Source organism: Candidatus Polarisedimenticolia bacterium (assembly GCA_036001465.1).
Lineage (GTDB): Bacteria > Acidobacteriota > Polarisedimenticolia > Gp22-AA2 > Gp22-AA2 > Gp22-AA3.
This window is the reverse complement of sequence record DASYUH010000037.1, coordinates 44,388-70,904: the sequence shown is the minus strand read 5'-3', so window position 1 is coordinate 70,904 and position 26,517 is coordinate 44,388. Positions and strand designations below refer to the sequence as shown.

14 protein-coding genes are annotated in these 26,517 nt (G+C 70.0%); 4 read left to right on the top strand and 10 right to left on the bottom strand.

Translation table 11 applies throughout. The features are described from left to right. Positions 1–15: 15 nt before the first annotated feature. The 5 genes from VGV60_07580 to VGV60_07560 all read right to left on the bottom strand — a co-directional run bounded on the left by VGV60_07580 (position 16) and on the right by VGV60_07560 (position 14,244). Complete coding sequence (locus tag VGV60_07580; protein ID HEV8701116.1) at positions 16–10,086, bottom strand: OmpA family protein; 10,071 nt, start codon at positions 10,084–10,086, stop codon at positions 16–18. Next, complete coding sequence (locus VGV60_07575) at positions 10,083–11,984, bottom strand: response regulator (GenBank protein HEV8701115.1); 1,902 nt, start codon at positions 11,982–11,984, stop codon at positions 10,083–10,085. The genes VGV60_07580 and VGV60_07575 overlap by 4 nt, the downstream gene beginning before the upstream one ends. Positions 11,985–12,211: 227 nt before the next feature. Then, a complete protein-coding gene (locus tag VGV60_07570; GenBank protein ID HEV8701114.1) occupies positions 12,212–13,201 on the bottom strand; it encodes a sigma-54 dependent transcriptional regulator in 990 nt (329 codons plus the stop codon). A gap of 114 nt (positions 13,202–13,315) precedes the next feature. Then, positions 13,316–13,789, bottom strand: a complete 474-nt coding sequence (locus VGV60_07565; GenBank protein ID HEV8701113.1) for a nucleoside recognition domain-containing protein — start codon at positions 13,787–13,789, stop codon at positions 13,316–13,318. Continuing rightward, positions 13,786–14,244, bottom strand: coding sequence for a nucleoside recognition domain-containing protein (locus VGV60_07560; GenBank protein HEV8701112.1), 459 nt, complete (start codon positions 14,242–14,244; stop codon positions 13,786–13,788). The genes VGV60_07565 and VGV60_07560 overlap by 4 nt, the downstream gene beginning before the upstream one ends. Before the next feature lie 160 nt (positions 14,245–14,404). On the opposite strand from VGV60_07560, the gene VGV60_07555 reads away from it, so the two are divergent. Next, a complete protein-coding gene (locus VGV60_07555) occupies positions 14,405–14,860 on the top strand; it encodes a hypothetical protein (GenBank protein HEV8701111.1) in 456 nt (151 codons plus the stop codon). 27 nt (positions 14,861–14,887) lie between these two features. Here the strand turns inward: VGV60_07555 and VGV60_07550 are convergent, their stop codons facing one another. The 4 genes from VGV60_07550 to VGV60_07535 all read right to left on the bottom strand — a co-directional run bounded on the left by VGV60_07550 (position 14,888) and on the right by VGV60_07535 (position 23,033). Further along, a complete protein-coding gene (locus VGV60_07550; GenBank protein ID HEV8701110.1) occupies positions 14,888–15,790 on the bottom strand; it encodes a cohesin domain-containing protein in 903 nt (300 codons plus the stop codon). Continuing rightward, positions 15,762–16,349: a hypothetical protein gene (locus VGV60_07545; GenBank protein HEV8701109.1), complete on the bottom strand. Its 588-nt coding sequence runs from the start codon at positions 16,347–16,349 to the stop codon at positions 15,762–15,764. Before VGV60_07545 ends, VGV60_07550 begins: the two co-directional genes overlap by 29 nt. A gap of 2 nt (positions 16,350–16,351) precedes the next feature. Next, positions 16,352–21,997 carry a S8 family serine peptidase gene (locus VGV60_07540; GenBank protein ID HEV8701108.1) on the bottom strand — a complete coding sequence of 1,882 codons (5,646 nt, stop codon included), beginning with the start codon at positions 21,995–21,997 and terminating at the stop codon, positions 16,352–16,354. 100 nt (positions 21,998–22,097) lie between these two features. Then, positions 22,098–23,033 carry an EamA family transporter gene (locus VGV60_07535; protein ID HEV8701107.1) on the bottom strand — a complete coding sequence of 312 codons (936 nt, stop codon included), beginning with the start codon at positions 23,031–23,033 and terminating at the stop codon, positions 22,098–22,100. A gap of 109 nt (positions 23,034–23,142) precedes the next feature. On the opposite strand from VGV60_07535, the gene VGV60_07530 reads away from it, so the two are divergent. From VGV60_07530 to VGV60_07520, 3 genes are read left to right on the top strand one after another with little or no spacing between them, the layout of a single operon-like run. Beyond that, complete coding sequence (locus tag VGV60_07530; protein HEV8701106.1) at positions 23,143–23,904, top strand: histidine phosphatase family protein; 762 nt, start codon at positions 23,143–23,145, stop codon at positions 23,902–23,904. Beyond that, positions 23,894–24,556, top strand: coding sequence for a glutathione S-transferase N-terminal domain-containing protein (locus VGV60_07525; protein ID HEV8701105.1), 663 nt, complete (start codon positions 23,894–23,896; stop codon positions 24,554–24,556). Before VGV60_07530 ends, VGV60_07525 begins: the two co-directional genes overlap by 11 nt. Positions 24,557–24,564: 8 nt before the next feature. Next, positions 24,565–24,951, top strand: coding sequence for a cyclophilin-like fold protein (locus VGV60_07520; protein HEV8701104.1), 387 nt, complete (start codon positions 24,565–24,567; stop codon positions 24,949–24,951). A 36-nt stretch (positions 24,952–24,987) separates the two neighbouring features. On the opposite strand, the gene VGV60_07515 is transcribed toward VGV60_07520, so the two are convergent. Then, on the bottom strand, positions 24,988–26,454 hold the full coding sequence (locus VGV60_07515; protein ID HEV8701103.1) for a DUF4139 domain-containing protein: 1,467 nt from the start codon (positions 26,452–26,454) through the stop codon (positions 24,988–24,990). Positions 26,455–26,517: the final 63 nt, after the last annotated feature.

The following is a 26,517-nucleotide window of genomic DNA, read 5'->3' as shown; positions in this document are numbered from 1 at the left end:
GCACCAAGGCAGGTCTCAGTACTTGCCCTGGATGCGGAAGAAATACCCCTTGGCGGAGTAATCGTTGGCCGAGAACTCGTTGTCGGTGAAATCCGTGAAGTTGTAGCCGACGCCGAGCCTCAGGTGCCCGAAGAACAGGCGGTTCACCTCGAAGAGGAACCCGTCCGACGCATTGTCCCCCCCCTCGTCCATCATCAGGGTGCGGTACTCGAGCGCCGCGTCCCAGGTGTCGCTCAGGTGGTAGTTGAAGCGGTTGATCCAGAGCCTGAGGCGGCTCTTCAGATCGGCGACGACCGTCTGGTCGATGGCGCGATCGCGAATGGCGTACTTCTCCGTCAGCGACAGGCGGCGGTGCAGGTCGACGACCGTCTGCAGCGACAGGACCCGATCCGTCTTCTTCTCCGGCGTCGCCACCTGGACGGCCGGCGGCAGGTTCTGCACCTCGGTGTAGCGCGCCAGGACCTGGATCCAGTCGTAGGCCACCGGCCTGAACGCCACGCCGGCGCTCTGCTCGCGGAAGACGGTCACGTCGGCGTCCGTCAGGTTGTCCGTCGTGACGCCGTAATTGAAGCGGCCGAGGACGGTGAAGTCCCTCGACAGCTTCAACTCGACCGCGGTGCCGGCCAGCCACTGATCGCGATCGGTTGCCGGAGTCGGTGCTCCAGGCGAGGGGGCCTCGTCGTGGCGCAGCTCGAGCTTCGAGAACACCTTGATGAGGGCGTGGGCGAAGGAGGCATGCACCGAGGCCGCCTGCCGGATCGTGTCGGGGCCGCCGAGGGCGGCGTCGAGGCGCGTGCGCTCCAGGTTGACGCCGGTGGTGAAGCGCTCGCTGAACCTCGTGTTCAGCCCGACGACCGTGCTGGTGCTGACCTCGCGGTCGCTGTTCTTGAACTGCTCCTCGCTGTACAGCCGCGTACGGTCGCCGAGGGCCGTCGCGGCGCCCGCGGTCAGCGTCCCGGTCATGACGCCGGCCTGATCGGGAGACAGCGTGTAGGTGCCGTACAGCTGCGTCCTCTCGTCCAGCCGGGTGGTCAGCCCGAGGAGGGCGCCGTCCCCCTGCTCTCCGTCGATCAGCTCCCCCTTCACGCTGACCTTCGGCGACACCTGCGCCTCGAGGCCGATCGCCGTCTGGCGCTTCACGCCGGTGGCCGCGGGCGCGCCGCCGACCTCCTGCAGGAAGTCGTCCTGGAAGCGCGTGTAGAAGTCGAGCTTCGCCGTCGGCCGGTAGTCGAGGCGCAGTGCGCCGATCTCCTCGGCGGCGTCGGGCGAGGCGACGTTGTCGGTCGAGCGGTAGCGCGCCTCGAGGGTCGCCCCGAACCTGCCGAACGCCTGCCGGTACTGCAGCGTCGAGGTCAGGATGGTCGCGACACCGGTCACGTCCTTGTTGTCCACCAGCAGGCTCAGGAGGCCGGTCTTCCCCATCGCGAAGCCGAGCGTCACGCCCGCCTGGTCGCTCTCGTCCTGCGCCACCGTGAACGACGACGAGAAGCCGCGGTCGAGGTGCCTGGCGTACGCCGTCGCCTTCACCGGCCCCTTGCCGGCGGCGAGCTCGAGCTTGTACGCCTGCGCCTTCTGGGGGCCGAATGGCACGCTCTTCTGGCCGAAGCTCAGGCCGCCGTCCGTCGAGAGGAACGGTGGGATCGATTCGTTCTGGCTCTGGCTGAACTCCGCGCTGACCCGCGTCGAATCGGAGAAACGCACCGTCACGTCCCCGCCCTCCAGGGAGTAGGTGCCGGCCGGGCGCTCCTCCTGGATGTAGGTCGCGCCCACGCTGACGTTCCCGCCGAGCGCCGCCTTGGCGCGCCCGCCGTACGTGTTGACGTCGAGCGCCGCACCCGCCACGTCGGTGAACTCATAGTCCACGACCACGAAGACCGGGTTGCCGTTCAGGACCCCGTCGCTGATGATGGTCGAGGTGTCGGCCACCGACGAGACGGGGGCGCGGAACAGGACCCGGCCCTCCGCATAGTCAATCTCGTAATCAACGTAGTTCCTGCGGGTTACGTTCGCAACCGGGATGCCGGTGATCTTGTCGCGGACCTCCAGGCGGACCTTCTCCGACCCGGGGACCACCCCCTTGTTGCGCAGGAAGAAGAGCGACCCGCCCGTTCCGGTGAACTCGTCGTGCGCCGGGCGCGTCTCGGGGACGGCGGCGAACACCACGGCCTGGCCGAGCGGCTGGCCGTCCTTCCGCCGGGACACGCTCTTCCAGGCGATCCGCCCGCCATACAGCGAGCGGTTGAAAGAGGAGAACTCGTTCCCCGTGATGCCGGAATTGTAATTGCCCCACAGGGCGCTGCCGTACGGCGCCTCGAGCAGGACGTAGAACCGCCCCTGGCTGTTGGTGTCGTCGAAGGTGCGGCTGCCGTCGCCGTAGACGGGATAGAACGAGTCGGGATCGAGATTGCGGAAGAACGACCGGTTGTCGCGCTCGCCCAGGCGCGAGCCGATCTCGGAGATCTTCCCGTCGCCGGTGTCCATGGAGGCGGTGATCAGGTACTTCCCCTGGATCCGCCCCTTCAGGTAGAAGGCGGCGCGCCCGTCGACCGAGAGGTCGTCCTGGAACTTCTCCGGGACCGGCCCCTCGGTGGTGATCTTGCTGACCGTGGCGTCGCCAAGGGCCACCAGGAAGAAATAGTTGCTCCGCACCTCGACCGGCACGCCGACCCGCCCCTCGGTGCTGTTCGGCATCGAGACCACGACGTCGATGACCGACGGTCCCTCCGGCAGCCGGACCGTCCCCGCGAAGGTGCCGTTCGACAGGACCGGCATGCGCCACTTGTTGATCGTCACGGTGGCCTTGGCGGGGGCCGTGCCGCGCACGAACAGCGTCGGGCTCGACAGGACGGCGCCGCGCGGCGGCAGGTCGATGGTGAACTGCGGCACCGGCTTGCGGACGGTGATCAGATCGAGGTTCTTGTCGACCCCGCTCAAATTGACCGCCAGGTTGAGGAGGCTGGTGGTGCCGTTCGGCGCGACCGCCACGGCGCCGAAGGTGTTCTCGCCGATCGCCAGCGGCAGCTCGGTGCGGAACTCTCCGGACGGGGCCACCGGCACCGCCTCGCCGTCCAGGAACACCTGGTTCCCGGGGTCGGTCCGCCCGCGCACGGGGATCTTGATGGACGGGTACCGCACCCCCTCGGCCGACGGCTGCGGCTGCATCAGGCGGATCACGTCCTCCCGCTTGCCGATCTCCAGCTTCACGTCGGTCGTCGGCTCGAGGATGGTGATCGTCGGCAGCATCACGGTGGTCGCGGCCACGCCGCCGTCCTCGGTCTTGATGCCGACGTAGACGCGGCCGTGGTCCTTGACCGGGTCGACCATGGTCCGGAACGATCCGTCCTCGTCGGTCGGGATGATCCGGCCGTTCACCACCACCTCGCGCTCCCCCGATCCGCCCGACTCCGCGTAGGTCCGCGCCACCTCGGTGTCCTCGAGCAGGGCCTTGATCTCGACGCGGCGGTTGCGCGCCCGTCCGGTGGACGTGGTGTTCGGGGCCACCGGGCTCGAGGCCCCCCGCCCCTCGCTGATCAGGCGCGCGCCGTCGATTCCCGCGGACACCAGGTAGGACTTCACCGCCTCGGCGCGCATCAGCGACAGCCGGGCGTTCCAGTCGGGGGCGCCGGTGTTGTCGGTGTGGCCGCGGATCACCACCTTCTCGTCCGGATACTTCTTCAGGGTCTGGGTCACCTCCGCCAGAATCCCCATGGCGCTCTGGTTCAAAACGGCGGTGTTGGTCTCGAACGAGGCGCCGGTCAGCTCGAACGAGATGGCGTTGGTGCGGTTCACCCCGAACAGGCGCAGGGGGCTCTTCGAGAGCGACCCGTCGGCGAACTCGATCGTCAGCTGGTACTGGTAGATCGAGCCCCCCTTCACCAGGGCGCCCGTCGAGTCCTTTCCGTCCCAGGTGATCTGGGTGGTCTTCCTGTCGGTTCCCCGGAAGCCGCGGATGCGCGTCATCCCGGAATCGAAGATCTCGAACACCCATTCCTTGACGAAGCGGTCCGCCGGGTACGCGATGTTGAAGATCGCCGGCTTCTCCAGGCGGCCGTTGACGATCCGGAGGTTCCGCTCCAGGCTCATGACGTCCATCTTGACGCGCGTCTTCGGCAGCCGGGCCTGGACACCGTTCACCACCGCCGTCATGTCGTCGAGGTTGCCGATGACCTCGGCCTGGGCCTGGAGCTTCTCCCCGGTGACCGCGATGCCGTACGTCCCGGGCCGGCCCTGCCGGATGGTCGTCGGCGGCTTGATCCGGGCGCCGAAGTTCACCTTGGCGAGGAGCCCGGGAGTCAGGGTGATCGTCTGCGCCTCCGGCAGCGTCAGGCCGTCGTGGGGCGGCAGGGTGTGGACGTTGATCTTCACCAGCCGGTTCCCCGGCCGGGCCGCCGCGATGTGATACATGCCGTTGCCGTCGGTGACCGAGTAGACGCCGTCCTCCATCGCCACCATGACCCCGCCGACGCCGCTCTCGCCCGCCCCCTGCACCCCATTTCCGTCCTTGTCGTCGAACACCTTGCCGACGATGGTGCCGAGATCGAACTCCGGGTCGTCGAGGAGCGCCACGGTGCTGGTCGCGAGGGCCGACAGCGGCTGGGCGATCGCGTCCTGCGCCCGGACCCTGGTCACCAGGTCGCCCACGAGGGCCCCCGTGTTCACCAGCGCGCGGTAGGACAGCGTGATCGTCTGGCCGGAGGCGATGGCGCCCGCCGGGATGAGCCGCGGGATCGCGGGCGCGGGATCCGGCTGGACCGCGCAGGCCGGGGCGCACAGCGACAGGGTGCCCGGGACCAGCTGGACGCCCACCGGCAGGAGGTCGCTCAGGTCGACGTTGGCCACCGCCAGAGTGGTCGGGTTGGCGATGGTGACGGTGTACAGGATGAAATCGCCGCGGCGGATCACCGGCGTGTCGGAGGTGATCGACACCTGCAGGACGTCGCCCAGGAAGACGGGCCCGGCGACGCTCGCATCGTCGTCGCCCGGATCGAGCGGATCGTTGCCGGTCTCGATCCCATCGTTGCGGCCGGGGTCGTCCGAGATCAGGCTGATGGGGCCGGCCGCGTTCAGGCTGGCCTGGTTGCTCAACATCGTTCCTCCCGGCGTCGCCGGGTCGATCGTGACGCGGTAGGTCAGGGTCACCGAGGACGTCGCCGGGACCGTCCCCACGTTCCAGGTCAGGCTCGGGTTTCCCGCATCGCTGGCGCCGGGACCGGTGATCGACGCGGCCACGTAGGTCGCGTTCGCGGGGACCGTCGCGTCGACCACGACGAGACTGGCGTCCGCCCCGCCGCCGTTGATGACCGTGATGGTGTACTCCAGCGCGTCGCCCGGATTCAGGCTGCCGCCGTTCAGGTCGGCCACGGTCTCGGTCATGGTCAGGACCGCCGCCGACAGGACGCCGGTGGTGATCGCCGCGCCCGCCGTCGGCCCCGCCTCGTTGCTGTCGACGCTGTACGTTCCGTTGGTGATGACCGCTCCGGTCGGCGTCGCCGGGTCGACGCGGACCACGAGCTGGACCGAGCCGGACGCGCCGGTGCCGAGGGCCCCGATGTTCCAGGTGACCACGCCCGCCGCCAGGATCCCGCCGCCCGTCGCCGACACGAAGCTGGTGTTCGCCGGCACCGTGTCCCTGATCACGACGCCCGTGGCGTTGGCGTTCCCCGTGTTCGAATAGCTCAGCGTGTAGGTGAGGTCGCTCCCCGCGTCGACCGGGTCGGGCGCACCGGTCTTGCTGATACTCAGCACCGGGCTCGACGACACCGTGGTCGTGCTCGCCGCCCCGGCCGTCGGGCCCGTCTCGTTGCTGTCGATGCCGTAGGTCGCGTTGGTGATCACCGTCCCGTTCGCCAGCGGGCTGGTCACCGCCACCACCAGCTGCACCGATCCCGATGCCCCGGCCGCCAGGTTGCCGATGTTCCAGGTCACCACGCCCGCCGCCAGCGTCCCGCCACCCGTCGCCGACACGAAGGCCGTGTTCGCCGGCACCGTGTCGCTGATCACCACGCCCGTGGCGTTGGCGTTCCCCGTGTTGGAGTAGCTCAGCGTGTAGGTGAGGTTGCTGCCCGCGTTGACCGGATCGGGAGCGCCGACCTTCGAGATCGTCAGCACCGGCGCCGACGAGACCGTCGTCGTGATCGCCGCGCCGGCCGTCGGCGCCGTCTCGTTGCTGTCGATGCTGTAGGTCGCATTGGTGATCACCGTCCCGTTCGCCAGCGGGCTGGCCACCGCCACCACCAGCTGCACGGACCCCGACGTCCCGGCCGCCACGTTGCCGACGTTCCAGGTCACCACACCGGCGGCCAGCGTCCCGCCGCCCGTCGCCGACACGAACGCCGTGTTCCCCGGCACCGTGTCGCCGATCACGACCCCCGTGGCGTTCGCATTTCCCGTGTTCGAGTAGCTCAGCGTGTAGGTGATGTTGCTCCCCGCCACCACCGGGTCCGGAGCGTCCGTCTTGCCGATGCTCAGCACCGGCGCCGACGACACCGTCGTCGTGATCGCCGCGCCGCTGACCGGGGCCGTCTCGTTGCTGTCGACGCTGTAGGTCGCGTTGGTGATCAGCGTCCCGTTCACCAGCGGGCTGGTCACCGCCACCACCAGCTGCACCGACCCCGAGGCCCCGATCGCCACGTTGCCGACGTTCCAGGTCACCACCCCCGCCGCCAGCGTCCCGCCACCGGTCGCCGACACGAACGCCGTGTTCCCCGGCACCGTGTCGCTGATCACGACCCCCGTGGCGTTGGCGTTCCCCGTGTTCGAGTAGCTCAGCGTGTAGGTGATGTTGCTCCCCGCCACCACCGGGTCGGGGGCGTCCGTCTTGCCGATGCTCAGCACCGGCGCCGACGACACCGTCGTCGTGATCGCCGCGCCGCTGACCGGGGCCGTCTCATTGCTGTCGATGCTGTAGGTCGCGTTGGTGATCAGCGTCCCGTTCGCCAGCGGGCTGGTCACCGCCACCACCAGCTGCACCGACCCCGAGGCCCCGGCCGCCACGTTGCCGACGTTCCAGGTCACCACCCCCGCCGCGAGCGTCCCGCCGCCCGTCGCCGACACGAAGGCCGTGTTCGCCGGCACCGTGTCGCTGATCACCACGCCCGTGGCGTTGGCGTTCCCCGTGTTCGAGTAGCTCAGCGTGTAGGTGATGTTGGCCCCCGCCACCACCGGGTCGGGGGCGTCCGTCTTGCCGATGCTCAGCACCGGCGCCGACGACACCGTCGTCGTGATCGCCGCGCCGGCCGTCGGCGCCGTCTCGTTGCAGGCAATCTGGTAGGATGCATTGGTGATCACCGTCCCGTTCGCCAGCGGGCTGGTCACCGCCACCACCAGCTGCACCGACCCCGACGCCCCCGCCGCCAGGTTGCCGATGTTCCAGGTCACCACGCCCGCCGCCAGCGTCCCGCCGCCCGTCGCCGACACGAACGCCGTATTGGCCGGGATGGCGTCGGTGATCACGACGCCGGTGGCGTTCGCGTTCCCCGTGTTCGAGTAGCTCAGCGTGTAGGTGATGCTGCTCCCCGCCACCACCGGGTCCGGGGCGTCCGTCTTGCCGATGCTCATCACCGGCGCGGACGTGACGGTCGTCGTGGCGTCCGGGCCGGTTGCGGGCAGACTTTCATTGCTATCGAGCGCCCAGCCGGTATTGGTGATGACGGTCCCGGCCGCCAGAGGGCTGTTCACCTGCACCACCAGTTGCACGGACCCCGACACCCCGGACGCCAGGTTGCCGACGTTCCAGGTCACGACTCCTGCGGCCAGCGTCCCGCCTCCAGTCGCCGACACGAACGTCGTGTTCACGGGGATCGGATCGGTGACCACGACCCCGGTGGCGCTGTTCGTGCCGATGTTCTGATAGGACAAGGTGTACGTGATGTTGCTGCCCGCTCCGACCGGGTCGGGGGCGTCGCTCTTCAGGAGGGTGAACCGGGGATCCGAGAGGACCGTCGTCGTATCCGCGGCGCCGCTCACGGGGGCCGTCTCGTTCGAGTCGATCGAGTACGTGGAGTTCGTGATGATCGTACCGTTCGCGACCGGAGTATTGATGGACACCGCGAATTGCACCGACCCGGACGCCCCCGAAGACAGGTTGCCGATGTTCCAGGTCACCACCCCCGCGGCCAGCGTCCCGCCTCCGGTCGCCGACACGAACGAGGTGCCGGCCGGCACCGTGTCGCTGATCACCACCCCCGTGGCGTTGGCGTTCCCCGTGTTCGAGTAGGAGATCGTGTAGGTGATGGTGTCGGTGCCGGCGACCGCCGGGTCGGGAGAGTCGGTCTTGCTGATGTTGAGGATTGGACCGGACGTGACGGTCGTGGTGGTCGCCGCGCCGCTCACGGGGGCCGTTTCGTTCGAGTCGATCGAATAGGTGCCGTTGGTGATGACCGTGCCGTTGGGCAAGGGGCTGGTCACCTGCACGACCAGTTGCACCGACGTCGACCCCCCCGCCGCCAGGTTGCCGATGTTCCAGGTCACCACCCCCGCCGCCAGGGTGCCGCCGCCCGTCGCCGACACGAAGCTGGTGTTGGCCGGAATGGTGTCGCTGATGACGACCCCCGTGGCGTTCATGTTCCCGGTGTTCGAGTAGCTGATCGTGTACGTGATGTTGCTGCCGGCCGCGACCGGGTCGGGCGCGTCCGTCTTGCTGATGTTCAGGACCGGCGCCGACGACACCGTGGTGGTCACCGCCGCGCCGCTCGTCGGCGCCGTCTGCGTGCTGTCGATGCTGTAGGTCCCGTTGGTGATGACCGTCCCGTTGGCCAGTGGGCTCGTCACGGCGACGACCAGCTGAACGCTGCTCGACGCCCCTGCGTTCAGATTGCCGATGTTCCAGGTCACGACGCCGGCCGCCAGGGTGCCGCCGCCGGTGGCGCTCACGAAAGAGGTGTTCGCCGGGATGGTGTCGGTGATCACCACCCCCGTGGCGTTCATGTTTCCCGTGTTCGAGTAGTTGATCGTGTAGGTGATGTTCGAGCCGGCCGTGACCGGGTCCGGCGCGTCGGTCTTGCTGATGTTCATCACCGGAGCCGACGACACCGTCGTGGTCACCGCCGCGCCGCTCGTCGGCGCCGTCTGCGTGCTGTCGATGTCGTAGGTCCCGTTGGTGATGACCGTCCCGTTGTTGAGCGGGCTGGCGACCGCCACGACCAGCTGGACGCTGCTGGAGGCGCCCGCGTTCAGATTGCCGATGTTCCAGGTCACGACGCCGGCCGCCAGCGTTCCGCCGCCGGTCGCGCTCACGAAGCTGGTGTTTGCGGGGATCGTGTCGGTGATCACCACGCCGGTCGCCTGGCTCCCGCCCGTATTGCCGTAACTGATCGTGTAGGTGATGTTCGAGCCCGCCGCGACCGGGTCGGGCGCGTCGGTCTTCGAGATCGTCAGAACCGGCGGCGGTATTGGTCTCAGGGAGATCGCCCCGATCGAATAGGGTTTACCCGAGCCCATCGTCCAGGTCATCGTCAGCGAGGCCGCACCGGGCTGGGTGCTCCCGGCCCCGCGGGCGTTGCTGGCGTTGTTTCCCGTGAAGTTGTTCCAGCGCTCGGTCTGCCCGGCCCCCGGAGTCAGACTCACGACGTCACCGTTCGTGACCACGGTGTCGATGACGACCTCGCCGACCGCGCTCGTCACCGCCAGCGAGATGGGAGTGGTGTTGCCGGTGGTCGAGGCGAACGCTCCGTACGGGGTCGTCGGATCCACATTGGAAAACGACGAGGCGCCGCCCACGACGTGAACGGACCCGGACAGGCTGACAACGACGTTCGCCGTCCCGGTCGGCGGCGCGACGAGCGCCCACATCTCCACGCGATTGGATCCGCCGTTGCTCACCGTCCCCGCGAGCGTCAGAGCCTGCCCCGCGTAGGTCACGCCGGTCGCCGCGTTGTTGCCTCGAATCGAGACGCCGACCACCAGGATCCGGCCGTTTCCCGCTCCGACGGTATGGGACCAGGTCAGGCTGCTCACGTTCACCCCGGCGGTATTGCTGGCGCTGTCGAAGGTGATCGCCTGCGCGGCGGCGTCCCGGACGCCGAACACGAGCGCGAGGAGGAGCGCCGCGGTGAAGAGCGCCGCCTTGCGTGCGCGTCCGCGCGTCATCGCGGCCCTCCGGGGACGTCGCGTTCCGCGATCGCCCGCGCCAGGGCCGCTTCGACTTCCGCGTCGTGCCGGCGCCCGGTGCGACTGCGAAGCTCCTGCAGGGCCAGCGCGTCGCTCCCCGCACCGCCGGCAGGCCGCGCGGCCCCGCCGGCGTCCGCGCACAGCGCGACCAATTCCTCGCAGCTCGCCAGGATGCGCGATTCGATCGGGATGCCGGCGCCGTCGGGGTCGATCGGGTGGGAGGCGGGATCGAACCACTCGGCGGAGCGCAGGATGATCTCCCGCACCTTGCGCAGCGAGGTGATCGGGGCGAGCATGCGCGCCGCGGCGGCCACCGTGGCGGCGTACCGGTCCGCGTCCTCCCGGGGTCCGCCGGGCGGGAGATCCGCCTCCGCCGGGCGCGCGGCGACGCGCCCCAGCTCGTGCAGCGCCGCGGCGCGCACCACGAGATCGACGCGCTCCCCGGGCAGGCCGAGCCCGCTGGCCACGGCGGCGCAGAGCTCCGCCACGCGCCGCGAATGCCCGCGGGTCTCGGGGCCCAGGTCCTCCATGGCCTGGATCAGGGCGACGAGAGTCCCCTGGTATCCGTCCTCCATCTCCTTGACCAGGCGGGCGTTCTCGATCGCCACCGCCATCTGCGACGCGAGCGTCGAGAGGAACTCGAGGTCCCTCTCGTCGAACGGCTCGCCCGAGTGCTTGTCGCTGACGTTGATCACGCCGATGCGCTTCCGCTGGTAGCGGATCGGGTAGGAGACCGTGAGGGGGGTGATCATGAACGACGGCGTGCTGTAGCGCGCGCCGGTGCGCATGGACTTCAGGTCGGACTTGCCGATGTCCTGCACCAGGAGGGGCGCCTGTGAGGCGGCCACCCGGCCGGCGATCCCCTCCCCGACGCGCAGGCTGAAGGTGGTCCCTTCCTCCTCGGGAATGCCGACCGAGGCGATGAGCGTCAGGAGATCCGAATCGGGGCCGGACACGAGGACGGAGACGCGGCGCGCCTGCAGGTGCTGGGCGACCAGCCGCACGAGGGACCCGTACAGGTCGCCGACGTCGAGCAGCCCCGCGGTCGCCTTGCCGATCTCGTTGACGGCGGCGAGGCGCGCCACCGTCTGGGTCAGCTCGACGTTGCGTCCGTGCAGGCTGCGGACGAGGCGCCGATTGTCGTCGGAAAGGCGGCGCTTCTCCAGAGCGCGGCGGACGACCCGGAACAGGGCCTCGATGTCCGGGAGGGGCTTGGTGATCAGATCGTAGGCGCCGTCCCGCAGGGCCTCGATCGCCGTGTCGAGGCTGGCGTGCGCGGTCACCACGATCACCTCGACGTCCGGGCTCTGACGCTTGATCGTCCGCAGCAGCTCGAGCCCGGTCGTGCCGGGCATGCGGACGTCGGTGATCACCAGGTCGAACGCGCCGTCCCGGAACAGCTCGATGCCGCGCTGGCCCCCCTCGGCCGCGACGACTTGGTGCCCTTCCGCGGCGAGGGTCGACATCAGGAACTCGCGGACCGACCGATCGTCGTCGACCACCAGGATGCGCCCTGCGCTCTCCGTCCCGCTCTCCGAGGCGGGCTGCCCGGTCCGGGCCGGCAGCGCGGCGGCGCCCCCGGTCCGGTCGAAGTCGGTGCGGCCGGAATCCGGACGGCCTGGATCGTGGTGGCACGAGTAGAACGCGGTGCCGCCGATCAGGCGCCGCTCCAGCAGCCCGCGTGAATGCAGGTCGGTGAGGCAGCGCTCGACGACGTCCCGGTCCTCGCGTATCCAGAAGCGGGCGATCCCCTCCGCCGAGTCCATCGCTTCGGCGTTGCGGCGGAAGTAGGCGAGCACGCGGCCGGCGATCTCCGGTCGAGGCTGCCCCTCGGGCTGCCCCTCCGGCTGCGGCTCTCTCCCCTTGACGGACCCCATGCCACGGACCTCCGCGTCCCTGCACTGCGAAGCCCGTGCCCCGTGGGAGGATCGCCCCGTCAGCGGTTTCCCTCGTCTTTTCAAAGGTTTGGAGACAGGGCCCGGAGCCCTGCGCTGGTCGGATGACAAAAAGAGGAAGGCGCGTTGGGGGGAATTCCCCACCGGGCCTCGATCACGGCGCTCGGGGCGTGGGGCATTCCGGGGATGTGGGGGGAATCCCCTTCAGGTCAGCGCCTGTAGGCGGCGGGGTCCACGTGGTGCTTTTTCATCATGTCGTAGAAATCCTTGCGGTCCTTGCCGGCCAGGCGCGCCGCCTGGGCGACGTTGCCAGCGGAGGCCTTCAGGCAGCCGACGAGATAGCCCCTGACGAATTCCTCCTTCGCCTTGCGGAACGGGAGGAACGCCACGCCCGACGCCGGGGCGGTCGAGACGTCCAGGCTTTCGACGTCGATCAGGTCGTCCTTGGCCATGATCATCGCCTGCTTGATGCGGTTCTCGAGCTCGCGCACGTTGCCGGGCCAGTCGTGCGCCTTCAGCCTCTGGATGGCGGCCGGCGTGAATCCCCGGATGGTCCGCCCCAGCTCCCGGTTGAACTGCCGCAGGAACTGATCGATGAGGAGCGGCACGTCCTCGCGCCGCTCACGCAGGGGAGGCAGGGCGATCGGCAGGACGTGGATCCGATGGTACAGATCCTCGCGGAAGCGTTTCTCGAGCCTCTCGGTCCCGAGGTCCTTGTTGGTCGCCGCGATGATCCGCACGTCGACTTGCCGCGTCCTGGTCTCGCCGATCCTCCGGACCTCCCGCTCCTGCAGGACGCGCAGCAGCTTCACCTGGCAGGAGGGGTAGAGGTCGGCGATCTCGTCCAGGAACAGGCTGCCGCCTTCCGCCTCCTCGAAGACCCCTTTCTTGTCGGCATGCGCCCCGGTGTACGAGCCGCGGGCGTGGCCGAACAGCTCGTCCTCCATCAGCGTCTCGGGGACGGCGCCGCAGTTCATGGTCAGGAAGGGGCGTGCGGCCCGCCCTCCCGTGTAGTGGATGGCCCGCGCCACGAGCTCCTTGCCGGTGCCGCTCTCTCCCATGATGAGGACGGGAATCTCGGTGCGCGCCGCGACGGCGATCAGCTCGAAGACCCGGGCCATGGCGGGGCCGCCCCCGACGATCAGGTCGGTCCGGCGCCGCGACGGCTGAGCGGTCAGATCGTCCGGCTCCAGCTCCAAAGACCCTTGCCGATTCGCCGATCCGTCCACGCTCCCCACCCCCGCCCGCAATCGGGACATGGGGGAATATAGGGGCCGGATCGGCGCCGATCCAGGACATCCGGGGGGGTTTCCCTACGCCGGCAGGGACTTCCGCCGCAGCCAGGACTGGCGGCCGCCGGTGACGATCACGGCCAGAGCCAGGCGCACCCCGACCAGGGTGCACACCCTGGCCGTCACCTCTCGCCCTCCGCTCGCGCCCACCACGGCGAAGAGAAAAGTGTCCTCGATCACCGCGTGGCAGGTGCACAGGAAGAGCCCGAGGCTCTGCACCTCGTCGGGCCCGACCCGCTTCTCCTCGGCAATCGGGAGGATCATCCCCGCGCCATAGGTGATCCCCAGGAACAGCCCCGCGGCCAATGGCACCGTGCAGGGGGGGGACATGCCGAGCCGCGCCAGGACCGGAGCGAGCGCCCGGCCGATGCGGCCGAAGATCGGCAGGGGGGCGAGGAGGTCGTAGAGGACCAGGGCCGGCACGAGGATGGCGGCGATCTTGAGGCTGAAGATCGCTCCGGAGAGGACCGATTCAAGAAGCGCCGTCGCGATCATGGGGACGCCCCGATGAGCAGGCGGGACGCCAGGAGACCCACCACGACCGCCATCAACAGCCGATAGAGGAGAAGTCGGAGGGCGCCCGCCCCGGCCGTTCGCAGGACGGCCGTCTCGACCACGAGAGTGTGCGCCATGCCGAGCATCAATCCGAGGGTGGTCACCTGGCCGCCGGAGAGCCCGAGGCTCCCCAGAGCGGCGGTCGCCGTGAAGACGTTGAGCAGGAGCCCGAGGAGGACCGGGATGGCCGCCTCTCCGGGCAGGCGGAAGACCGTCATGACCGGGGCGCAGGCCTGCCCGATCAGATCGATCGCACCCAGCCTCTTGAGGAAGTCCATCACGACGAAGGTCGGGATGGTGACCCGGACGATGAGCCAGCAGGCGTGCCCGCCGCGCCGCAGCCCCCGGTGGAAGCGGCTCTTGAGAGATGGCAGGTCCCGCTGCGGCCGATCCATCGTGCCCTCGAGGAAAGGCCGCGAAAATAGTCGACAGGCGGCGCACTGTCAACTCAACCTTGCGCACCGCCCGGGGGTCCAATGACACGGGCCGACACCGGGCCGCCCCGGTTCTCCCGCCGCCCGCTTGACGGGAGGGGTGGCCGGAAGGAGAAACCTCGTGATGAAGCCGCGTTTCCAGGCAGCAGTCGCGTCGGCGATGGCGATCGCCGCTTTCGTCAGCTTCGCCCCGCTTCTCGTGTCTCCCGTGAGCGCGCGCGTCGTCGTCCGGCCGCGCCATCGGCACCGCGCCCGCGTGGCGATCGTCGTGGGCCGGCCGGTGGTCATGGAGCGACCGGTGATCATTGCGGGCGTCCCCCACGGGGCGATCGACTTCGACGTCACGCCCGAGACCACCGAGGTGTACGTGGACGGGGCGATGCGCGGCCAGGTCGACGATTTCGACGGCTTTCCGGACAAGCTCTACCTGCGTGCCGGAGCGCACCTGATCGCCCTCAAGACGCCGGACGGCGAGACGCTGAGCCGCAAGGTGAGAATCGTGGCCGGGCAGGAGATGAATCTGAAAGTCGACCTCGAGGGGGGCGAGCAGGAGTCCAGGGAGGCGGCGGGGAGCTAGGAGCCGGCCCGAGCACCGGGCCGGCGCCTACGGGACGGAAATGTCGATCGCGTCCGTTCCCACCGGGAGCATCGACCCGTCATCGGCCCAGGCCATCGCCTGGCCGACGGCGACCCGTGACCGCCCAGGGGCGATCACCTCGAAGCGCACGCGGCAGTGCGTGCCGGCCCCGCTCTGGCCATGCGAGCGGTCGAGCCGGCCCACGCCGATCGTGACCACGCCGGGCTGGGAGCGGCCGTTGATCAGGAAGACGGTGCCGCTCCCGTCCTGCCTCAGGAAGTCCCCCTCCTCACCCCCAAGGTAGCGGAGCCGCGCCGCGTCGTACACCAGGTGCAGCGGCGCGTCGACGACACGCGCCGTCGAGCTTGCCCGGATCTCCACCGTCACCGAATCGCCGACCCGAAGAGCGGCGGGACTTGCGGAGAGACGGAGCACCAGAGCCGCGCCCGCGCCGTCGCGCTCCTGATCCGAAGACACGGAGCCCGGGACGGACGCGCCGGCCGAAATCCCCGCGCCTCCGCCGGTGTCCCGCGGCCGGTCATCCTCGGGCCGATCCGGGGCGGCCGCCGGCGAAACGGCGGGGGCGGCAAGGATCAACCCGGTGCCCGTGGTCGGACGGTCGACGGCGGGCGCGGCCGGCGTCCCCGTCGCCTCATCGGTCGTCGCGTCGGACTCCGAGTCGCCGGGCGCGACGGCTGCCTCGGCGCGACCGGGAGCAGGCACGGGCGTCCCCTGACCGTCGGCAGCCTGGCCGTCGGTCGCGGATTCCGCCTGTCCCCCGCCGGGCGACTCCGGGGTCGGAGGGGAAACAGCCCCCGCCGGCGGGACCGAGGCGCATCCGGCGACGGCGCACGCCATCAGAACGCACGCCAGAACGGCGCCGCGTGCGCTCAGGAGGGCTCTACTCGACGGAAAGCTGCAGTTGGTCATCGAAAACGATCTCCGGGATGGCCTGACCCGACGAATCATCCGCCCTGGCGTTCTTGAAGGCAGGGAACACCGGCCCGAACGGCGCCGCGATCAGCGCCCGGATCCGGAAGCTCATGATCAGGTCGTGACCGGGGACGCCGGCAGTCCCGGACCCTCCGGCTCTGTTGATGCCGACGATGAGGCGGCCCGGATCGGTCGGGTCGATTGCCGCGGCGAACAGCACCGTTTCATGGTCCTGGTTCAGGAAGTCTCCCTCGATCCCGCTTCCGGTGACGAACGCCAGCTGCAGCGGATCGAATTCCACGTAGAAGCTGAACCCATTGATGTCATCCGAAGTGGTCGGAAAACCGACCACGACGTCGATCAGCCACTCGTCCGGGGCGATCTGCCCGGCGCAGCGCAGCACCACGTGGTCGGCTGCCGGCGCCGAGTCTTCGCAGCGGAACGTCGGGACGGGCCCCGGAGGACCAAGCGGGGGACCGTCCGAGCCGCCTCCCGGCCCGCCGCACGCCAGAAGCGCGCCGCATACCAGGATGGCCGGACCTCTGAGGACTCGCATGGTCAGTCTCCGCCGCAGGTGCGCGCGAACACGGTCATGAACAGGTGGAAATCCGCCAGGTCGACGCAGGCGGCCGGCCCGCTCGGGGCGAGATCGAGATTGGCCGCCAGGAATCCGGTCGGCGGCGTCCCGGGACAGAGCCCGAAGGCGCGCGCAAACGTGGCCAGATCCCGGCCGTCGACACGCAGCGCCGAGGCTCCTTCGAGATCCACGTTCGAGCGGCCGCAGATCGCCTGGACCTCGCAGGAATCGCCCACCCCGTCGGCGTCCGCGTCCCCCTGGTCCGGGTTCCAGACGATGCCGCAGTTGTCGCAGCTGTCTCCGATCAGGTCGCCGTCGCTGTCCAGGCCGGCCGTGCCTTCGTCCCTCAGGCCGTTGCAGTTGTCGTCGAGACCGTTGCACACCTCCGCGACGAAGGGGTGGATGGCCGTGCTGCGATCGTCGCAGTCCCCGCAGCGATCGCCGCCGCCGAGCGCGCAGGCCGTCGAGCAGACGGCGTATCCGTCGCTGTCCAGGTCGGGGCAGATCGGATTGACGTTGAGCACGGCCGGGACTCTCAGGATCGGGGTGAACGGATCGTTGCTCGAGATCTCGATGCTGGTCTCGTAGGTCCCTCCGAACAGATCGCCGCTGTCGAAGAGGACCGCGAGGTCGATCGAGGCGGCCGGCGCGAGGGTCCCCGACATGGGATCCACGGACAGGAAATCGGACGTGCATCCCGACGGGAACAGGATCGCCACCCCCGCCGGCCCGGACAGTCCGGATCCGAGGTGGGTGACGGCCCGGGTCGCCAGGTCGATGGCGGTCAGGTTGCTTCGGCCCAGCTCCGCCACGTACGCGACGGTCCCCGCGGCGTTCAACGCGACGCCCAGGGGATCGTCGAGGCCCGCGAGGACGGGCTGCACCACGCCGGACTGAAGATCGATCGACAGCAGCCGCCCGCCGCCGGGGTCCGTGACGTACGCCTTGGCCCCTCCGGAATCGAGCGCGATGCCGCTCGGGGCGCCGAGACCCGAGGCGACGGTCGACACCGCCCCGCTTCCCAGGTCGATGGCGAGGAGCGTCCCGGCCATCTGCTCGCTGACCTCGCTGACATAGAGCGTCGTGGCGCCGGCATCGAGAGCCAGGCCCTGCGGCGACTGCAGATCGGAGGCCACGAGCGTCGCTTCGCCGGTCGACAGGTTCAACGCCTTGATCCGGCCTCGCGGGGTCCGCGTCGCCTCGCCGATGTAGGCCGTGTTCCCGTACGGGCTGAGCGCCAGCCCGACCGGGAAGTCCAGGCCCGACGCCACGCGCACCACGCTCCCGGTCGCCAGATCGATGGCCGCGAGCGTGCCGGTATCCGACTCGTTCACATAGGCGGTGATCCCGGCCGCGTCGATCACCAGGTTCGCCTGGGGCCCGCGCAGCGCGTAGGCGACCGCGGAAGCGGCGCCGGTCAGCAGATTGATGGCCGCGACCCGGCCGCCGCTCCACTCCGACACGTAGGCGAAGGGAGCGCAGGCGGCCGGCCCGCTCGCCGGTGTCTTGACCTTGAGCTGGATGGAGAAGTCGAGGTCGTTGCCGCCGAGGTTCGACAGGCTGAGCGTCTGCAGATCCCGGGTCCTCCTGAACACCGTCGTCGAGAGCGCCGCGGGATGTGCGGTGATCACCGGGGCCAGGAGTCCCCGCCCCTCCAGCGGGATCAGGATGGCCGGGGTGTCGGGATCGTTGCTGGCGATCGACAGCGTCGCCGCGTACGGGGCCTCCGCAACGGGGGTGAAGACGACGGTCAGCGCCGCCGTGGTCCGCGCCGGAATGTTCAGCGCCGAGGCCGATGGAACGAACACGGGCGAGCCGGTCCCGATCGAGTGAATCTTGAGAGTCTCGCTGCCCCGATTGTGGAGCGCGATCATCAGGCTGCGCCGGAGCCCGAGGAACAACGGGCCGAAGTCGAGGGCTGTCCGGGCCCCCTGATACGTGAGGTGCACGGTGTGCCGGTTGGCCTGACAGAAGATGTCCACGGCCGGGGTGTTCTGCACCGTCACTTCGATCACGCCGTCCCGCGCCATCGCGAGGAACGGGGCCGCATCCAGGGAGAACGTCCTGCGGGCGGTGCCGCACTCGGTGCCGATGTGGCCGAGAGTACCGAGGACCGTCCCCTCGACGGTCGCCAGGGCGGTCTCGGTGGCGTTGCCGTAATTGCCGTCGACCTGAACCTCGATCGAGGCCGGGCCTCCCGGGGCGAACGTAACCGGCAGCCTGTGGACGGTGCGCGCCCCGAAGACGCTGTAGCCCTGCTGTGTCACGGTCTCCACGGGGTCGTCGGAGATCGCGAGGTTGGGCGCGCCGATGACGGTGAGGGTCGCCGGGACGCCTTGCGTGAGGGCTCCGGGGACATTCGTCTCGATGACGACCGCCCCGGTCAGCAGCATGCTGCCGAAGTCGCCCGCATCGAGCGTGACGCTGAAGTCGCGGCTCTCTCCCGGCGGGATCGTCTCCCGGTCGGGGCTGACCCGCAGCCAGGGCACGAGGCCGATCACGTCGGCCCTGACCGCCACCTCGAGATTGCTGCCTCCGGTGTTGCCGAGGCGCAGCGTCCGGTCCGTCATCGAGCCGGTGCGCAGGGTCTCGGCGAAGGCGGCCGGAACGACGGTCATCTGCGGCGGCGGGGTGGCGGTCCCGACCAGCGGGATCCCGAGCACCGGCGCGTTGGCGGCGTCGCTCGTGATGACGATCTCCGACGCGAGGGGGTCGGTCGAGACCGGCGCGTAGGTCACCGCGACGGCCTGGCTGGCGCGCGGGGCCAGGGAGAAGGACGCCGGAGCGGCGGAGACGACCGGATCGCCCGTCTGAAGGCCCGTGACGTGCAGGGTCTCGGTCCCGGTGTTCCTGACCAGGAGGTCCAGGGCGCGGGAGTCCCCTACGAAGACGTTCCCGAAATCGAGCGCGGCCGGCTGCGCGCCGATCGCCGGCACCGGAGTCACCTCGAGCATCACGGGATGGGGAACCAGCGGCCGCAGGGGGTCGTTCGTGAGGACGAAGACCGTGCCCTCATAGGTCCCGCCGTCCAGGCCCCGCGCGTCGACGGTCACCGCGACCTCCCCGCTCTCGCCTGCGAACAGACGCCCCGAGGTCGGAGACGCGCGCAGCCACGGCGGCGCGTTGTAGATCCGAATCGCCATGCGATCGTGCAGGTAGATCCTGTTGAAGGCCACGAGGAGCCCGATCGATTGCGTCTCGTCCTGGATGCCGATGGTCGCGCTGCCGGTGTCCGCGGTCATCGACAGGTAGCGGAAGAGGATTTCCCCGGAGCTCTCGAGGGTCACCTGGAAGGTCGAGGAACCGATGCCCCCGCCCGAAAACGCCAGCACCCCGGTGTACTGCACCGTGAAGCTGTCGGGTCCGCGCGCGAACACGGCCCGGTTGGCATGGTCGAAATCGAGGTCGTCCCAGAACGGCGCGATGAGCGCCGGCGGCGCCAGGATGCCCGGCAGCGACTTGTTGGAGTAGGGAGCGTCGTTCCCGATGAACGTCAGGAAGCCGTTGGTGCTGACGCGCACCGCCGTATAGGTCTGTCCGTAGAACGGGAACGGGAATCCGAGAGGGATCGCCTCGGAGATCTGGTCATCGGTGGTCAGGGAGTCGATCGGCGATCCCCGGCCGGTGAGCACGAGGTCGTCCCAGGCGAATTCGGGGCCCCCGACCTGGTCGCTGTCGATATAGCGATAGCCGGCGGGATCCGGGCCCCCCGTGCCCGCGGCGGACACCGGTGCGCCCACCGGGGCGGCCCCCGCTGCCGGGGCGGCTCCCGCCGACTGGCCGGCGCCGCCCGTGATCGGCGGGGGGATCTCCCAGTCGAGCGATCCCACCCCCGCATTGCGCAGGGTCAGCGTCCGGGTGGCCGCCTCCCCCGTGCGCAGAGCCACGCTGAACGAGGACGGCGTGGAGTCGAACGTCGGAGGCGGCAGCGTGACGCCCGTGGCGCCGTTGCCGACGGGGCCGGGATTGCCCCATTCATCCCGGGCCCTGGCCGCGAAGTAATACGTGGTGCCGGCCTCGAGGCCCGCGACCTCCATGGTCTCCACCGTACCCGACGGCGACGGCGCGGGCGTCCCGGGCGCCCTGATCTGGGAGTCGAAGTTGAGGGCATCGATCGGATCGGGGCCGTAGCGCACGTCGTAGTTCGTGGCGCGTCCGCTCTCGCCGTCGTCCCCGGTGGCGGTGAAGCGCAGCCCGATCGAATTGCTGGTGGTGTAGTCCACCTTCAGGTCGTCGATCGGTCCCGGCGGGACGTCATCGCGCGTCGCGATCGGAAAGAAGGCGCTCAGCCTTCCGCCGCTGCTCACCAACCCGGCGAGCGTCGGGACATACACGGCCAGATCGAGGAGCTTCTGCCTGACCTGGGCCGCCGGGATCTCGGGGGCCAGGGATCGGATCAGGACCGCGGCCCCGGAGACGAAGGGGGCCGCCATCGACGTGCCGCTCAGGAAGCCGTATCCGCCCCCCGGCAGCGTGCTGACGATGTCCACCCCGGGGGCGCCGAGGTCCACCGAGCCTATCCCGTAGTTGGAAAACACCGCCTTGAGGTCGAACTGATCCGTGGCCGCCACCGAGATGAGGTTCGGCAGGTCGTACGACGCCGGGTAGAACGGGGTGACGTCGTTGTTGGTTCCGCTGTTGCCGGCGGCGGCGACGAAGACCGCGTCGGCGGCGAGCGCCTCGCGGATGGCATCCAGAAGCGCCTGCGAGGGCTCGTCGTTGTAGCTCCCCCAGGAGTTGTTCAGGATGTCCGCGCCGATCGCGACGGCGTATTCGATCGCCTCGATCGCGTCGGCCGTGCTGCCGGATCCGGCTGAGTTCAGGAACTTGAGGGGGACGAGCGACACCTGCCAGGCGACGCCGGTGACCCCGAGGCCGTTGTCGCCGACGGCGCCGATCGTCCCGGCGACGTGCGTCCCGTGGCCGAAGTCGTCCGCCGGATCGTTGTCCCCGTCGGCGAAGTCCCATCCGTGCACGTCGTCCACGAAGCCGTTGCCGTCGTCGTCCTGGCCGTTCCCGGGCACCTCGCCCGGATTCGTCCAGATGTTGGCGGCGAGATCCGGATGGGTGATGTCGATGCCGCTGTCGATGACGCCGACCAGGACGGAGCGGCTTCCGGTGCTGACGCTCCACGCCGCCTCGGCGCCGATGTCCGCGCCCGGCAGCCCTCCGGTCTGGCCCGTGTTGTGGAGACCCCAGAGGAGGGCGTAGTTCGCGTCGTTCGGGACGAGGGCGGCGTGCAGGAGATAGTTGGGCTCGGCGTACTCGACGTGCGGATTGCGGCGCAGGCGCGCGACGGCCGCCTCGGTCGTAAGCCCCGGACGAAGACGCCAGTGCTCCGCACGGCTCCTGAACCCGCGCACGGTCTGCGCGGCGAACTCGGAACGCGCCTTCGCGCGCTCCGCACCCGGCGCCCCCGTCTTGAACTTGATTAGGACCTCCCCCGGGACCCAGCGGGTTTCGCCGCCCGCCGTCTGGGCCTTCGGCTGCGGGGATCCCGGGTTGATCGAGACCGGCAGGGCCCTGGACGGCAGGAGCGCCCCGAGCGCCAGGGCGGCCGCCGGGAGGAGGCCGCGGAGACGGACGCGTGGAGGGCAGAGCGGTGCCTGGCTCGATCCCGGATCCATGCCGCCTCCGCGGGTGCGGATGTCTATGGGGCAATATACCGCAGGGCGGGACGCCCCGGCCAGAAACCTCTCCGGGGGGGCCGGTTGCCGCGGAGCGGGCTCAGCGACGGGCGCGCACCCGGGCGGTATTGACCACCGCCACACCCCCCAGGATGACGGCGGTGCCGGCGGCCATGCGCCAGTCGAGCGCCTCGTCCAGGACGAGCCAGCCGAGGACCACGGCGATGATCGGGTTGACGTAGGCGTAGGTCGACACCTTGGCGGCCGGGACGTGGTGCAGGAGCCAGATGTAGGCCGTGTAGCCGCAGAGCGACCCGGCGACGATGAGCCAGGCGAGGGCCAGCGCGGCCGACCGCGTGAGGTGGAACCGGGGCGCCTCCCCCAGAAGGAGCCCGGTCCCGGTCAGCGCCAGGCCGGCGATCAGCATCTCCAGCGCCGCGCCCATGAGGGGAGGGATGCCGCGAATCCGGCGCCGGGCGTAGATCGACCCCCAGGCCCAGCACAGGTTGGCCAGGAGGAGCGCCAGCTCTCCCTTGAAGTCGCCGAGCCCCCGCCCGCCCCCTCCAAGGCCCGCGAGCTTCGGTCCCATCAGGATGAGCATGCCGCCGAAGCCGATCACGAGTCCCAGGACACCGATCGGGGAGAGCCGCTCGCCGTCGGGGCGGACGGCCTCGATCCCGGCGACGAAGAACGGCAGGTTCGCCACGATGACCGCCGCCATGCCGGACGGGACCGTCAGCTCGGCCCAGGTCACCAGCCAGTTCCCCCCGAACATGAGCAGCAGGCCGGTGATGGCGATGGGGACGAACAGAGAGCGTGGTGGCAGCGGGACGCGGCGCCATCTCAGCCAGGCGAGCAGGAGAGCGCCGGCGATCGTGAAGCGGGCGCCCGCCATCAGCGCCGGCGGGAGATCGCGCACCCCGAAGCGGATGGCCAGGTAGGTCGATCCCCACAGCGTGTAGACCGCCGCGAAGTTGAGGGTGATCAGGAACCGGTGCCGCTGCTCGGTGGCCGCAACGGCGGCGGGATTCGTCATGATGGCGCCGGATTCTACCAGAGCGGCGACGGCTCAGGAGCCGACCGAGGATTCGGACCGGCTCCTGGTGTAGAATCCGGAAACTCGATCGGAACGCGAGGAGGACCCCTTGGCCGAAGTCGCCACGACCCGCTGGCCCTCATTGTTCGCCGTGATGCGGCATGCCGAGAGCCTGGCCACGGAAAGACGCAAGCACCTCGAGGAGATGCACTCGCGCGACATCCACCTGGGCCTCGACATGCGCGACGTGGACGTTCCGCTCACGGACGAGGGCAGGGAGAACGCCCGGCGCACCGGGCGCTGCCTGGACGAATGGGAGCCGTTCGACGTCCTGTACGTCTCGCCGTACAAGCGCACCCTCGAGACCGCCGCCGAAGTCCTGGCCGCGCTCCGGAGCCGTCCGCTCCTGGTGAAGGAGGAGCGCCTGCGCGAGAAGGAGTGGGGCGTCTTCGAGGGGCTGACCCGGCGCGGCATCCGCGAGAAATATCCCGAGGAGGACGAGCGCCGGAAGCGCGTCGGCAAGTACTTCTTCCGGCCGGCCGGCGGGGAGTCGTACGCCGACGTCAACCTGCGCGTCCACTCGTTCATCGGCACGCTGGTGCGCGAGCACCCGAGGCAGCGCGTGCTGGTGATCACCCACCAGGTGGTCGTCCTCTCCATCCGGAAGCTCCTCGAGCGCCTGGAGGAGGAGGACATCATCGCGCTCGACCGGCAGGACGAGGCGCGGCCGGCGTCGCTTCTGGTCTACGAGCTGGGGGAGCGGGACGGGATCCGGGACGCCCTCGTCCGCCGGCACTGGAACCTCATTCTCCACGATCGCGCGGCGGCGCCTCCCGCCCGCGCGGCCACGGGGGGCACCGATGAGCGATGAGCTGATCCTGTACGTGGGGGAGAAGAACATCTCCTCCTGGTCGATGCGCGCCTTCGTCGCGCTGTCCGCCAAGAACCTCGAGTTCGACGAGCGCACCATCCCCCTGCGCGAGGACAAGGACCGCGCGCAGAGACGGCGCGTCTCGCCGACCGGGCGGGTGCCGGTCCTGCGCCACGGCGATCTGGTCATCCCCGACTCGCTGGCGATCATCGAGTACCTGGAAGAGACATTCCCCCCGCCCGCCCACCCGGCGCTCTGGCCGCAGGACCGGGCCGAGCGCGCCCACGCGCGGTGGCTGGCGGCGACGATGCACTCGGGCTTCATGAAGCTGCGCGAGTCGATGTCGTTCAACCTGTGCTTCCTGAAGGAGCCGCCCCGGCCGACGGCCGAGGCGATGCAGGAGGCGGCCGAGATGCTGTCCCTCCTCCAGGACGCCCTGGACGGGAAGAAGGCGCCGGGCCCGTTCCTGTTCGGCCCCTTCACCGCCGCCGACGTCATGTACGCCACCGCCATCGTGAGGCTGACCACCTTCCGCGTGCCGACCGCGGCCGCCCCGAATACGCCGGCCTACATGGAGGCGGTCCTGTCGCACCCCGCGGTGAAGCGCTGGATGGACGCCGCCAGCGCCCTGCCGCCGCGCGAGACGTACTAGGAGATCTCGTGGCTTCCGAGCGGGCGATCCGGATCGAAGCGGACGGTGTGCGGGTGTACGCCGTCCTGGACGGGAGTCCGACGGCCGACGCCGTGTGGGACGCGCTCCCCATCAAGGGCTCGGCGCAGCGCTGGGGGGAGGAGGTCTATTTCGAGGTCCCGCTCGACCTGCCCCTCGAGAAGGGGGCCCGGACCGAGGCCGCGGTCGGGGAGATCGGCTACTGGCCGGAGGGGCGTGCCATCGCCCTGTTCTTCGGTCCGACCCCGGCCTCGACCGGCGCCGCCCCCGTGGCCGCCTCGCCGGTCAATGTCTTCGGGAGGATCACGGGCGATGCGACCCGCCTGACCCGCGTGCGGCCCGCCGCCGCGCTGAAGCTGACCCGCCTCGAGGGGTAGGAGCCCGCCCGGGCCACAGGCCGGGACGCGCTTCCGCTACCACGTGTACCGCACCTGGTAGGTCACCGTCTTCTCGCCGTCCGGCGGGATCTTCACCCTGAACTCAATCGTCCGCGAGTCGAGCTTGTCGTACGGGTCGGACGACACGAGGACCTTCCAGGTGGACCAGCGGTACAGGTGCTCGACGACCCGCACCTCCACCGGCTCCTTCTTGTGGTTTCTCACCTTGAGCTCGAACGATTCCTCGGCGCTCTCCTTGCCGGAATCGACGCGATAGCCGGTCTGGCGGCGCTCGCCGGCGAGGTCGAAGGCGTTCCCGAGGAGGAGGCGCACCTTCTCGTTCTCCGCCGTGTGGCCCAGGAGGCTCTCGCCGATGAACTGGCGCGATCCGTCCGTGTCGGCGCGGTAGACCTTGATGGTGCCTCGGGGCATCGGCAGTCCGAGCCCGGCCGTCCTGCTGTTGGTGAACTCGAGCATCGTGGTCACGCGCGTCCCCCCCTCCGTGCCGTAGTCGGGGCGGGTGCGAACCATCTCGGGGTCCCATCCCATGTACGCCCCCATCATCGCCCCGTCATAGATGTAGAGGCGCGCGGCGGGGACGTCCGCCCCCCGGAAGAGCTCGATCTGCCGCGGCTCGCCGTCCCTGAGGGAGACGGGGCGCGGCAGCGCATAAAGATGATACTCGTCGAACGACCGTTCCGAGGCCTCCTGGGGCGGCGCGGGAGCGGATTCGAGCGCGAGCACCATGCCCCGGGCGCGCGGCCCCTGGACCCGGCCGACCTCGCCGGCCATGAGCTGGATCCGGGCGTTGTCCCACGAGGCGCCGCTCGAGTTGGCGAGCGTGACCCAGGCGGAGAGATCGAAACGATCCCCCTTCTCCGACGTCACGGCGTTGTAGGTCGTCTTCCACCCCACCCCCGTGGTCAGGTAGGAGAGCTCCAGGGCCCGCTCCCCGGCGCGCGCCGACCAGAGATCCCACGCGAGCGCGGGCCCCAGAAGCGCGCCGGCGACCGGCGCGTCGAACAGCGGCTCTCCCGGGAGCGAGAGCTGGATCTTGCCGTCGACCTCGACGATGGGCGAAAGCGCCCCTTCCGGCCCCGGCGTCGTCCCGCTCCTGAGGACGCGCCCGCTCACGATCTCCCTCCTGCCGGTGGCCGGATTGAGAGTCAGGAACGCCACCACCTTCCCCTCGCTCTTCCTGAGAAGGGATTCGCGGCTGAGGGGATCCCCCTCGTGGCGCTGCGCCAGGACGCGCAGCCCCTTCGGGTCCTGCCGATCGCGCAGGACGACCGACTCCGGCTCCAGGAGGGCGGGCACGCCGCCGAAGCGCGCCTCGTTCTCCCCCTCCTTCAGGCGCAGCGTCCGCACCTCCCGGACGAGGGCGAAGTCCTGGTTGTAGATGGTGATCTGCGGCGCCTCGTCGGCCGCCGCCCGGCCGGTGGCCAGCGCGGCGAGCCCGAGTGCTGCGGCCATCGGTGCGATGCGGATTCGAGCGGTGCCCATGCGGTCTCCTCCCGGCCCCGCACGATAGCACCCCGGGGGCGGCGCGACAACGCCGCCGGCGCG